This is a genomic window from Pseudonocardia sp. (assembly GCF_025965585.1).
Lineage (GTDB): Bacteria > Actinomycetota > Actinomycetes > Mycobacteriales > Pseudonocardiaceae > Pseudonocardia.
Genome location: NZ_JAOPWR010000214.1, coordinates 1 through 11,960, shown reverse-complemented (window position 1 = coordinate 11,960; position 11,960 = coordinate 1). Strand labels below are relative to the sequence as shown.

12 protein-coding genes are annotated in these 11,960 nt (G+C 71.6%); all 12 read right to left on the bottom strand.

The features are described 5' to 3' along the window. A partial coding sequence (locus JWR81_RS14090) for an ABC transporter transmembrane domain-containing protein (protein ID WP_297651444.1) occupies nucleotides 1-2,165 on the bottom strand: 2,165 nt, incomplete at its 3' end. A 70-nt stretch (nucleotides 2,166-2,235) separates the two neighbouring features. Further along, complete coding sequence (locus JWR81_RS14085) at nucleotides 2,236-2,397, bottom strand: hypothetical protein (RefSeq protein ID WP_297651442.1); 162 nt, start codon at nucleotides 2,395-2,397, stop codon at nucleotides 2,236-2,238. A 493-nt stretch (nucleotides 2,398-2,890) separates the two neighbouring features. Beyond that, nucleotides 2,891-3,772, bottom strand: coding sequence for an ABC transporter permease (locus tag JWR81_RS14080; protein WP_297651440.1), 882 nt, complete (start codon nucleotides 3,770-3,772; stop codon nucleotides 2,891-2,893). Next, entirely contained in the window at nucleotides 3,762-4,541 is a 780-nt protein-coding gene (locus JWR81_RS14075; protein ID WP_297651438.1) for an ABC transporter ATP-binding protein, read from the bottom strand. Before JWR81_RS14075 ends, JWR81_RS14080 begins: the two co-directional genes overlap by 11 nt. A gap of 7 nt (nucleotides 4,542-4,548) precedes the next feature. Beyond that, nucleotides 4,549-5,637, bottom strand: coding sequence for an ABC transporter substrate-binding protein (locus JWR81_RS14070; protein WP_297651436.1), 1,089 nt, complete (start codon nucleotides 5,635-5,637; stop codon nucleotides 4,549-4,551). A gap of 67 nt (nucleotides 5,638-5,704) precedes the next feature. Further along, entirely contained in the window at nucleotides 5,705-6,619 is a 915-nt protein-coding gene (locus tag JWR81_RS14065; protein WP_297651434.1) for a sulfite exporter TauE/SafE family protein, read from the bottom strand. Between the two features lie 114 nt (nucleotides 6,620-6,733). Beyond that, nucleotides 6,734-6,871, bottom strand: a complete 138-nt coding sequence (locus JWR81_RS14060; RefSeq protein ID WP_297651433.1) for a hypothetical protein — start codon at nucleotides 6,869-6,871, stop codon at nucleotides 6,734-6,736. Nucleotides 6,872-7,114: 243 nt separating this feature from the next. Next, nucleotides 7,115-8,386, bottom strand: a complete 1,272-nt coding sequence (locus JWR81_RS14055; protein WP_297651447.1) for a GTP-binding protein — start codon at nucleotides 8,384-8,386, stop codon at nucleotides 7,115-7,117. Between the two features lie 36 nt (nucleotides 8,387-8,422). Continuing rightward, nucleotides 8,423-9,322: a sulfate adenylyltransferase subunit CysD gene (cysD, locus tag JWR81_RS14050; protein ID WP_297651431.1), complete on the bottom strand. Its 900-nt coding sequence runs from the start codon at nucleotides 9,320-9,322 to the stop codon at nucleotides 8,423-8,425. Nucleotides 9,323-9,395: 73 nt separating this feature from the next. Next, the gene (locus JWR81_RS14045; RefSeq protein WP_297651429.1) at nucleotides 9,396-10,100 is read right to left on the bottom strand and encodes a phosphoadenylyl-sulfate reductase; all 705 of its coding nucleotides are present in this window, start codon (nucleotides 10,098-10,100) and stop codon (nucleotides 9,396-9,398) included. 73 nt (nucleotides 10,101-10,173) lie between these two features. Beyond that, complete coding sequence (locus tag JWR81_RS14040; RefSeq protein ID WP_297651427.1) at nucleotides 10,174-10,320, bottom strand: Insertion element protein; 147 nt, start codon at nucleotides 10,318-10,320, stop codon at nucleotides 10,174-10,176. After that, a partial coding sequence (locus JWR81_RS14035) for a nitrite/sulfite reductase (protein WP_297651425.1) occupies nucleotides 10,317-11,960 on the bottom strand: 1,644 nt, incomplete at its 5' end. The genes JWR81_RS14035 and JWR81_RS14040, both read right to left, overlap by 4 nt.

Below are 11,960 nucleotides of genomic sequence, written 5' to 3'. Positions count from 1 at the left end.
GGGGCGGCAGGCCGGGACGTGACAGCCGGGCGGGGCCCGGCGGCAGGCTGGGGAGAGACAGCGGGCCGGGGCGCCGCGGCGGGCCCGGACCGGGGCGCGGGAACAGTCCGGGGCGGGAGCACGTCGTCGGTGCGTGCGGGAACAGCCCGGGACGCGGGAACGGGCCGGGTGCTGGGCCCGGGGCCGGCGACGGGCTGGGGTCGTGGAGTGGGCGGGCGCACCGGTCGCTGCGCCCACGGCCGTTTCGGGGTCACCCGCGGGACCGGCGTGGTGATCGACACCGCCGGCGGCGCCGGGGTCGGGGCGGGCGCCGGGCGCACGGGTCGCGGCGCCCCGGACAGGTGGTCGCGGAGCAGCCGCGCGGTGGGGGGCTCCGACGACGGGGCCGGGCTGTCCCCGGGGTGGTGCAGGCGGTAGAGCTCGGCGTAGCCGGGGCTGCGGCGCAGCAGCTCGTCGTGGGTGCCGGTGGCGGTGATCCGGCCGTCGGCGAGGAACACGATCTCGTCGGCGTCGGTCACCGTGAGCAGGTTGTGCGAGATGACGAGCGTCGTACGCCCGGACATCAGCCGGCGCAGCGGTGCGAGCACCCGCCGGCTCGACTCGGCGTCGAGCCCGGTGGTCGGCTCGTCGAGCAGCAGCACCGGGGAGTTCCGGATCATCGCGCGGGCGATGGCGAGGCGCTGCCGCTGGCCGCCCGACAGCATGCGGCCGCGCTGGCCGACCCGGGTGTCGTAGCCGTCGTCGAGGCCCATCACGAACTGGTGCGCGTCGGCCGCGACGGCGGCGGCGACGACCTCGGCGTCGGTGGCGTCCGGCTTGCCCCAGCGGATGTTCTCCGCCACGGTGCCGTCGAACACGAGCGTCTCCTGCAGGACCGCCGTGACGTTGCGCCGCAGGTCCGACAGCGACAGGTCCCGCAGGTCGCGGCCGTCGAGCGTGATGCGCCCGCGGTCGGGGTCGTAGGAACGCAGCAGCAGCTTGGTGAGCGTGGACTTCCCCGCGCCGCTCGCCCCGACGACCGCGACGGTGCGCCCGGGGGCGATCCGCAGGCGCAGCCCGCGCAGTGCCGGGCCGCCGGAGCCGGGGTAGGTGAAGCCGACGTCCTCGATGCCGATGGCCCCCGCGGCGCGCCCGAGCGGCCGGGGCTGCTCCGCCTCGACGACGGCGGGCTCCTCGTCGAGGACCTCGATGATGCGCTCGGCGCTCGCGCTCGCGGCGTAGATCGTGTTCGACAGCCCGCCGAAACCCTGGATGGGCCCGTAGAGCTGGCCCAGGTAGGTGAGGAAGGCCAGCAGCCCGCCGAGCGTGATCCGGTTCTGGGCCAGCTCGTAGACCGCGATCCCCATCACCACCAGCACGCCGATGGCCTCCAGCAGACTGCTGAAGGGACCGAACAGCGACTCCAACCGGGTGGCGCGCATCTGGGCCCGGAAGCTGCCCTCGTTCTCCTCGCCGAACCGTGCCACCTCGTCGTCGCTGCGGTCGTACGCCTGCACGAGGGCGACGTTGCCGAGGCTCTCCTCGGCCACCGCGCTGATCGAGCCGGAGCGCTGGCGCTGCACCCGCGAGGCGCTCTGGATGCGCCGGGAGAAGCTGCGGGCGAGCAGCAGGAAGGCGGGGGCGGCGACGAACGAGGCCAGCGCCAGCTGCCAGTTGAGGTAGAGCATGGCGCCCGCGAACAGCACGACCTGGAACCCGTAGGTGAGCGCCATGTTGATGCCGGTCAGCACGAGCTGCTCGATCGACCCCACATCACCGGTCAGGCGGGAGAGGACGTCGCCGAGCTGGTGGCTCTCGAAGTAGCCGAGCGAGAGCCGTTGCAGGTGGTCGAACAGCCGCACCCGCAGGGTGAGGACGAACCGTTCCCCGACCCAGGCGGAGAGGTACTCGTCGACGAAGCTGACCAGCCCGCTGAGGACGGTGATGCCCAGGTAGGCAGCCGCGATGGGCGGGAACTGCCGGTAGTCGTGCGGCGTGAGCACGTTGTCGACGAGGACCTTGAAGAGATAGATGCTGGCCGTGCCAAGGAGCGGGGCGACGGGCACCAGCAGCAGGCTGAGCACCATCCGGACGCGGAACGGCCGGGTCTCCGGCCAGAACCGCCGGAAGATCGCCCGGAGCCCCACCTGGGGGGCCTGCTCGACCTGGGCGCTGGTCGTGCTCATCGGTTGCTCCGTTCACCTCGATGGCCCCGCCCCTGAGAAGCGGGGGCGGGGCCATCGGGCCTACTGCGTGTCAGCGGTGGCAGCCGACCGGCTCGGGGTGGTGCTTGTGGTGGTGCTTCTTGCCGGGCTTCTTGTGGTGGTCGTCCTTGTCACAGCTGGGCGGGGGAGGGGGAGCCCAGTGACCGACGTTCGACCACTTCGGCGGATCAATCTTCTTCCCACAGGAACCCATCTTGGTCCTTTCCCTTGCTGGTGCGGCTCTCGGGGTGGGGCCGCACCTGTTCATCGCTGTGCTGTGCCGCTTGTTTCGCGTTTCGCGGGTGATCACCCGATCGTCAGCACGGGCCGGCGCGCGCTGTGTGATAGCGGTCTCTTCGCGTTAAGGAGGGCTTTTGCCCGCTGTGGCGTCGTTGTTCGTGTGCCTCTGGATCGTCGCCGGGCCGGGCTTCCCGCTGGTCACCGGGCTGTGCGGAGAAGGCGGTGAGCGGGCGGCTTCGCCATACCGACTACGCCGAAAGGGGAATGACGCAGACAAGGACCGCTGGAAGGGGGGCCGAGACGAGCAAATGAGTGATACTTCAGCGCCCGCCCGGGACGACACGCCGGTTACCTGAGAATGAGGAGTAGGCCGTTCAGCGCAGGCATTGTCCATCGCCATCGGAGTGGACGGACGTCCACCTGCCGACCCGGTCGCAGGCCCACCTCGACCGTGATCGGGCCGGTCCTCAGGCGCCGAGAGCCAGTCCCCGGGCCCGCAGCACGCGGCGCTCGATCGGGCGGAACACCAGCAGCTCGATGCCGATCCCCACGATCAGGATGAGGAAGATCGCGGCGATCACCTCGGGCATGTTCGACAGGTCGCTGCCCTCCTTGAGGTAGGCGCCCAGCCCGAAGCCCAGCAGCGGCCCGGCGGCGATGATCTCCGCCGCCATCAGCGACCGCCACGAGAACGCCCAGCCCTGCTTGCAGCCCGCCAGGTACCCGGGCAGCGCCGCGGGCAGCAGGATGTGGCGGGCGCCGCGCAGCCCGCCCGCGCCGAGCACCTTGCCGACGCGCGGCAGGATCGGCGGGATCTGGTCGATGCCGGCGACGAGGCCGTTGGCGATCGACGGGATCGACCCGGCCAGCACCACGAAGTAGATGGTGGCGTCGGTCAGCCCGAACCACAGGATCGCTGCCGGCACCCAGGCCACGGACGGCAGGCTCTGCAGGCCCGACAGCAGCGGTCCGATGGCGGCGCGCACGACCTTCACCTTGGCCACGAGCAGGCCGAGCGGCGTGGCGATGAGCAGCGCCACGAGGAAGCCGAGGAACGCCCGGCTGATGGAGGTCCAGAGGATGTCCCAGACGCGGCCTTCCGCGACGGTCGCGGTGAACTCGTCCCAGACGCTCAGCGGCTGCGGGATCTTGAACTCGCTGGTGATCGCCGACGCCCAGATGATCTGCCAGACCACCACGAACAGCACCAGGGCGACGATCGGTGGCAGCCAGGTCGCGATCGCGCGCCGCCACCACGGCTTCGCGACGACCGTGGGGGTGTCGAGGGCGTCGAGACCCGCTACCGCGGCAGCGGAGTCGTCCGGGCGGGTGTCGACCTCAGGCGGCATGGCTGGTGATCACCTGTCGGAGCCGGGCCGTGACCTCGTCGTACAGCGCGGGACCGCCGGCAGCGCTGTCTCCCTGGGGGACGTCCCACCCGCCGACGATCGTGCCGGGCCGCGAGGACAGCAGCACCACGCGCTGCGCGAGCCGCAGCGCCTCGCGCACGTCGTGGGTCACGAAGATGATGGTGGTGCCGGTGGCCTCCCAGACGCGCAGCAGCTCGCCCTGCAGCACGTCGCGGGTGATGGCGTCGAGCGCGGCGAAAGGCTCGTCCATCAGCAGCAGGCCGTCCCCCTCGCCGCCGCTGGTGGCGGCGGCCAGCGCGCGGGCGAGCGAGACGCGCTGGCGCATCCCGCCGGAGAGCTCGTGCGGCCGCTTCTGGCCGAGGCCGTCGAGCCTGACGAGCCGGAGCAGCTCCTCGGCCCGCTCGCGGCGCTCGCGCCGGCCCATCCCGTTGAGCTGCAGGGGCAGCTCGACGTTGCGGCCCGCGGTGAGCCACGGCAGCAGCGCCGCCTCCTGGAACATGAACGACGGGCGCGTCGTGCGCAGGTCCACGCGGCCGGTGGTGGCCTGCTCGAGCCCGGCCACCACGTTGAGCAGCGTCGACTTGCCACAGCCCGAGGCCCCCAGCAGGCAGACGAACTCGCCGGGGCGGACCTGAAGGTCGATGTCGCGCAGCGCGGTGACCGCTCCCGAACCGGTGCCGAAGGTCTTGCCGATGCCGCGCAGGTCCACGGCGGCGGTCTGCTGGATGCGTTCGACGGTGGCGGTCATGGCTGTCCTACCCCTGCACCTTGTCGAGACCCGCGGCGTCCACCGCGGGCTTGCCCGTCGCCTGCAGCACGCTGTTGAGCGGTGCCAGGTCGACGAAGCCCTTCAGGTCGGTCTCGGTGGTCGTCACGCCCGCGGTGACGCTGTCCTTCGACAGCTGCGGGAACTCGGCGGCCAGCGGGTCGAGCGTGAACGACAGCTCCGAGAACGCGCGGTCGAGCACCGCGGACGGGAGCGTGGCGTGCGTGAGCTGCTTGATCGCGTCGTTCGTGACGGTCTTCGCGTCGGCCGGGTCGGAGTCGGCGAAGTCGACGGCCTTCTGTTCCCCGCGCAGCAGGGCGGTGATCGTGTCGGGGTGCTCCTGCAGGTACTGCGTGCGCACGATCAGCACGGTGGTCGGGAACAGACCGTTCGGCCACAGGCTCTTCTCGTCGACCAGTACCTTCGCGCCCGCGGCCACGAGCTGCGAGCTCCACGGCTCGGGCAGCCAGCCGCCGGAGATCTGGCCCGTCTTGAACAGGTCGAGCGTGCGCGGGTTGTCCAGGTTCTGCACCGTGACCGCGTCGGGGCCGGTCCCCTGGGGCAGGTTGTTCTGCTTGAGCCACTTCTTGAGCGACACGTCCTGCGTGTTGCCCTTCTGCGGGGTGGCGATGATCTTGCCCTTGAGCTGGGCGGGCGAGGTGATGTCGGGGGAGACGACGAGCTGCGCGCCGCCCGAGGTCGACCCGGCGATGAGCCGCACGTCCTTGCCGTCGGACTTGGCGAAGCCGTTGATCGCGGGGCTGGAGCCGATGAACCCCGCGTCGATCGAGCCGCCGAGGAGGGCGGCGATCTCGTCGCCACCGGCGTTGAACGTCTGTGTGGTGAGCTTGGTGCTGCCCAGCTCCTGGGTGAAGTAGCCCTTCGCCACGCCGATCAGCGCGGGCGCATGGGTGATGTTGGGGAAGTAGGCGAGCCGCAGCTGCGTGGCGGGGGACGTGGCGGCCGGGGCGGCCGTGGTGTCCTCGGCGGCGCGGGAACAGGAGGCGAGGGCTCCCACCGCGATCAGGGCGGTGACGGCGGCGACGATCCTGGGGGCGAGGTGGCGGGGCGTACGCATGGTCGGGGTCCTTTCCGCGCGACGGGACGCGCGGCACGGCGGAGGAGGAGAGGCGGGGGTGGAGCGGTCAGCTGACCGGTTCCAGGGGCCGGGCATCCGCGACGGCGGGCCGGCGCGGCGGGCGCAGCGTGATCATCGTGACCAGCCCGGCCACCGCACCGCCGACGATCAGCGGCGTGCTCGCCTGCAGCAGGGCCAGCGCTGAGGCCAGCAGCACCGCGGCCACCACCGGGCGGACGAGTGCGGCCGGTCCCTGCGCGGAGACCTTGGCGCCGAGGTAGACGCCGGGCAGCGCGCCGAGCAGCAGCGAGGCGGTGAGCGCGAACTGGACGTCACCGAACAGCAGATGGCCGATGGTCGCGGCCGCCACCAGCGGGATGGCCTGCACGATGTCGGTGCCCACCAGCTGCGCCGGGCGCAGCGTCGGGTACGCCATCAGCAGCAGCGCGATGATCAGCGAGCCGGCTCCGACCGAGGTCAGCCCCACGGCGAAGCCACCGATCACGCCGATGGCCACCGTGCGCAGCGGCCGGACGACGAGCGGGGCCTCCGGGCGGTCGGCGGCCACGCCGTCGCGGATCTCGCGCAGCCGGATCCGGCGGTCGAGCACCTGCCGCAGGATCGTCATCGCCACCGACGCCACGAGCGCGATGCCGATGACGATCTTCAGACCGGCGTCCACCCCGGAGGCGTGGCCGATCGTCCCGATGACCACCGCCCCCACGAACCCGGCCGGCACCGATCCGACGGTGAGCCAGCCGACCAGCGGCCAGTTCACCGTGCGGTGGCGCAGGTGTACCGCCGCGCCCACGGGCTTCATCACCAGCGACGTCATCAGGTCGCTGGAGACCGCGGCGAGCGGCGAGACGCGGAAGAACAGCACGAGGATCGGGGTGAGGAGCGCCCCGCCCCCCATGCCGGTGAGGCCGACGAGGAGACCCACGGTCAGACCGACGACGGCCAGGGCGGGATCGACGTGCATGAACTTCCTGCTTTCACGGACGTGCGCGTCTCGGTGCGCATCAGGGCGCAACCGGGCACACGGGGACGCTGATCGGGAGGTCGGATCATCGGGGCCGGGAGGAGGCCCACTGCGTCAGCGTCGACAGAACTCGTCGAAGGCGTGGCCGCGCCGCGACGGCCAGAAACGCTCGAGGTCGGTGGCGAGGTAGGTGCCCAGCGACGCGTCGGGGCCACGCCGCAGAGCGGCGGGCGGGTGCGCGATCGTGGACACGACACCATCGTGCGTCCCCCGGCCGAGAAGGACAACACGGTGTCCGAGCTGCGGGAACGCGCTGAAATGTCCGGACGTCTGGTCGTGCGGCGGGGCGGCGGGCCCGTGACCTGCGGCGGTCGTGGCGGGCCCGGATGCAGAACGCCCCGGCCGTCGGGTGACGGCCGGGGCGTGAAGCGGATCGGACCACCGCAGTGACGAGTCACACGGCCGGACGAACGGCCGAACGGTCCAGTGGGTGGATTAGGGAGCCAGGGTCAGGGGCGTGCCCACCAGGCCGGCGGCGAGGGTGTTGCCCGTCGGCGGGTCGATGAGCAGGAAGCTGCCGGTGGCGCGGATGTCGGCGTAGTCGTCCACGGGCAGCGCGTCGGCGGTGCGCAGCGAGACGCGGGCGATGTCGTTGACGACCAGGGTCTCCGGCGCGTCGACGTAGGACACCGTGTCGGTGTCGAGCCGCTCGCCCAGCGCACCGACGATCACCTGGGTGGTGCGCGTGCCGTGCTTGAGCAGCAGCCGTGCGCCGGGACGCAGGGGTTTGTCGGCGAGCCAGCACAGCGTGGCGTCCAGCTCGTTCGTGACGGTCGGCGGCTCGGACGCGGAGGCGAGCACGTCGCCGCGGGAGATGTCGATGTCGTCGGTGAGCAGGACGGTGACGCTGCGCCCGGCGCCGGCGGCGTCGAGGGGGCCGTCGGCGGTGTCCACCGAGGAGACGGTCGTGCGGGCGCCGCCCGGCAGCACGACGACCTCGTCGCCAGGGCGCACGGTGCCGGAGGCGACCTGGCCGGCGTAGCCGCGGTAGTCGTGGAGTTCTTCGGTCCGGGGGCGGATCACGTACTGCACCGGCATCCGGAACGGCGCGTCGGCCTCGGGCGGGGTGACGGGCACGGACTCGAGGTGCCCGAGCAGCGTCGGGCCCTCATACCAGGGGGTGTGCTCGGAGCGGTCGACGACGTTGTCCCCGACCAGCGCCGAGACGGGGATGGTGACGACGGCGTCGTCGGTGAAGCCCAGCGAGCGGGCGAGACCGGCGAAGTCCTTGCCGATGGCCTCGAGGGCGGCCTGGTCGTAGTCGACGAGGTCGATCTTGTTGATCGCCAGCACCAGGCGCGGCACCTTGAGCAGCGCGAGGACCGCGGCGTGCCTGCGGGTCTGCTCGACCACGCCGTGCCGGGCGTCGACGAGCAGCACGGCCAGCTCGGCCGTCGACGCGCCGGTGACGGTGTTGCGGGTGTACTGGACGTGGCCGGGGGTGTCGGCCAGCACGAACTCGCGCGTCGGGGTGGAGAAGTAGCGGTAGGCCACGTCGATGGTGATGCCCTGCTCGCGCTCGGCGCGCAGGCCGTCCACCAGCAGGGACAGGTCGGGCGTGGAGAGGCCCTTGTCGACCGAGGCGCGCTGGACGGCCTCGATCTGGTCGGCCAGCACCGACTTGGTGTCGTAGAGCAGCCGCCCGACGAGCGTGGACTTGCCGTCGTCGACACTCCCGGCGGTGGCGAAGCGGAGCAGGTCCTTCACAGCGCCGTCCGATGAGATCGCAAGCTCACTCATGTCTCAGAAATATCCCTCACGCTTGCGGTCTTCCATGGCGGCCTCGGACAGCCGGTCGTCGGCGCGGGTCGCTCCGCGCTCGGTCAGCCGGGACGCCGTGACCTCGGCGATGATCTCGTCGAGCGTGGTGGCAGTGGACTCGACGGCGCCGGTGCACGAGCCGTCGCCGACGGTGCGGTAGCGCACCGTCCGCTCCTCGAGCTTCTCGTTGCCGCGCGGGCCGCCCCATGGCCCCTCGGCCAGCCACATCCCGTCGCGGCGGAACACCTCGCGCCGGTGGGAGTAGTAGATCGAGGGGAGCTCGATGTTCTCGCGCTGGATGTAGCGCCAGACGTCGAGCTCGGTCCAGTTGGAGATCGGGAACACGCGCACGTGCTCGCCGGGGGCGTGGCGGCCGTTGTACAGGTTCCACAGCTCGGGGCGCTGGCTGCGGGGGTCCCAGCGGCCGAACGCGTCGCGCAGCGAGATGATCCGCTCCTTGGCCCGGGCGCGCTCCTCGTCGCGGCGCCCGCCGCCGAACACGGCGTCGTACTTGCCCTCGACGATCGAATCGAGCAGGGGCACGGTCTGCAGCGGGTTGCGCGTGCCGTCGGGGCGCTCGGTGAGGCGGCCGTCGTCGATCCAGTCCTGGACGTGCGCCACCTCCAGCCGCAGGCCCAGCCGCTCGACGATGCTGTCCCGGAAGTCGATGACCTCCTGGTAGTTGTGCCCGGTGTCGACGTGCAGCAGCGGGAACGGCACCGGCGCGGGCGCGAACGCCTTGACGGCCAGGTGCACCAGCAGCGTGGAGTCCTTGCCGCCGGAGAACAGGATCACCGGGCGGTCGAACTCGCCGGCGACCTCGCGGAAGATGTGGACGGACTCGCTCTCCAGCGCGTCCAGGGCGTCGAGTGCAGTGGTCACGCCCGCTCCTCGCTGACGCTCGTCGCCGGCGGGTCCTGCCGTGCTGTGTCCGACGATGACCTCGCAAGCTCGGTCATGAGACGTGCAGCCCGCACTCGATCTTGCCCGTGCCGGCCCAGCGACCCGACCGCGGATCCGCGCCGGGGGCGGGCTTGGCGGTGCACGGGGCGCAGCCGATCGACGGGTAGCCCGCGTCGACCAGCGGGTTCACCAGCACGTTGTGCTCGCGGATGTAGGTGTCCATGTCCTCGTCGCTCCAGGCGGCGATCGGGTTGATCTTCACCAGCCCGAACTTCTCGTCATACGTGACCAAAGGCGTGTTCGCCCTGGTCGGGGCCTCGACACGGCGCACCCCGGTGACCCAGGCGTCGTAGCCGGCGAGGGTGTCTCGCAGGGGCGCGACCTTGCGCATCGCGCAGCACTGGTTGGGGTCGCGCGCGAACAGGTCCTTGCCGAACTCGGCGTCCTGCTCGGCGACGGACCGCTTCGCCTGCGCGTTGACGATCTGCACGTCGTAGGTGTGCTCGACGGCGTCGCGGGTGCCGATGGTCTCGGCGAAGTGGTAGCCGGTCTCCAGGAACAGGATCTCGACGCCCGGCCTGGCCGTGGCTGCCAGGTCCACGAGCACCGCGTCCTGCATGTTGGAGGCGACGATCAGCTTGTCCCCGAACGTCTCCGCGGCCCAGGCGAGCAGCTCCTGTGCCGTGGCGTCCGGTCCCAGGTCGGCCGCACCGCGCTCGGCGACCGCCTTCAGGTCCGTCTCGGTTGCCACACTCATCGTTCTCCCTCGCTGCGCTCGGTCGGCCGCTTCGCGGGGACGCTGTGCTGACGGTTCACTCCGCGAGCTCCGTTCATCCCGGCACTCCGATCCCGATCATCTTCAACGCGAAAGTCCGCAGGCACGAACCGCAGTACCAGGCCCCGTGCGCGGCCTCCGCCGGGCGCAGGTCCTCGTCACCGCAGTACGGGCAGTAGAACGGAACGGCCCGCTCACTCACTTCAGGTCTTCTTCGGCCGCCCGCAGCACCCACTGGGCGAACCGCTCGCCGTCCTCGCGCTGTTCCATGAAGCGACGCACGACACGGTCGACGTAGTCGCCCAGCTCGGCGCTGGTGACCTTGAGCCCGCGCAGCTTGCGCCCGAACCCGGCGTCGAGGCCCAGCCCGCCGCCCAGGTGCACCTGGAAGCCCTCGACCTGGTTGCCGTCGGCGTCGGTGACGATCTGGCCCTTGAGCCCGATGTCGGCCACCTGCGTGCGGGCGCAGGAGTTGGGGCAGCCGTTGAGGTGGATGGAGATCGGCACCTCGGGGGAGACGTCGGCGAGCCCCTTCTCCAGCTCCTCGACCAGGCGGATCGCCCGCTCCTTGGTCTCGACGATCGCGAGCTTGCAGAACTCGATGCCCGTGCAGGCCATGGTGGCGCGCCGCCACGGGGACGGGTCGGCCTGCAGGCCAAGCGCGTTCAGGTCGCGGGTGAGCGCGTCCACCTTCTCGTCGGGGACGTCGAGCACCACGAGCTTCTGCTGCGGGGTCAGCCGCACGCGCTGCGAGCCGGCCTTCTCCGCGGCGTCGGCGAGCGCGACGAGCGTGGTGCCCGAGACGCGGCCCGACGCGGGCGCGGCGCCGACGTAGTTGAGGCCGTCCTTCTGCTTGTGGACGCCGATGTGGTCGATCGGGGCAGCGGGGGTCTCCGGGGCGGGGCCGTCGACCAGCTTCCGGCCCAGGTACTCGTCCTCCAGCACACGGCGGAACTCCTCCGCGCCCCAGTCGGCCACGAGGAACTTGATGCGCGCGCGGTGGCGCAGCCGGCGGTAGCCGTAGTCGCGGAAGACCGAGATGATCCCGGCCCACACGTCCGGCACCTCGTCGAGCGGCACCCACGCGCCGAGCCGCTGCGCGATCTTCGGGTTGGTGGACAGGCCGCCGCCGACCCAGACGTCGAAGCCGGGGCCGTGCTCCGGGTGCTCGGACCCGATGAACGACACGTCGTTGATCTCGTGGGCCACATCCTGCTGCCAGGACATCGCGGTCTTGAACTTGCGCGGCAGGTTGGAGAACTCGGGGCTGCCGATGTACTTCGCGAGGATCTCGTCCATCGCGGGGCGCGGGTCGATCTTCTCGTCGGCCGAGATGCCGGCGACGGGCGAGCCGAGGATCACTCGCGGGGTGTCGCCGCAGGCCTCGGTGGTGATCATGCCGAGGCCCTCGAGGCGCTCCCAGATCGCCGGCATGTCGACGATGTCGATCCAGTGGTACTGGATGTTCTGCCGGTCGGTGATGTCGGCGGTGTCGCGGGCGTAGGTCTGGCTGATCTCACCCAGCGCGCGGAGCTGCTCGGTGGTGAGCGCGCCGCCGTCGAGCCGGACGCGGAGCATGAAGTACGAGTCGTCGAGCTCCTCGGGCTCCAGCGCCGCGGTGCGGCCGCCGTCGATGCCGGGGCGGCGCTGCGTGTAGAGCCCCCACCAGCGCATCCGGCCGCGGAGGTCGGCGGGGTCGATCGAGTCGAAGCCCCGCTTGGAGTAGACGTTCTCGATCCGCGCGCGGACGTTGAGCCCGTCGTCGTCCTTCTTGGTGCGCTCGTTCGGGTTCAGCGGCTCGCGGTGGCCGAGCTTCCACTGGCCTTCGCCGCGCTTGCGCTT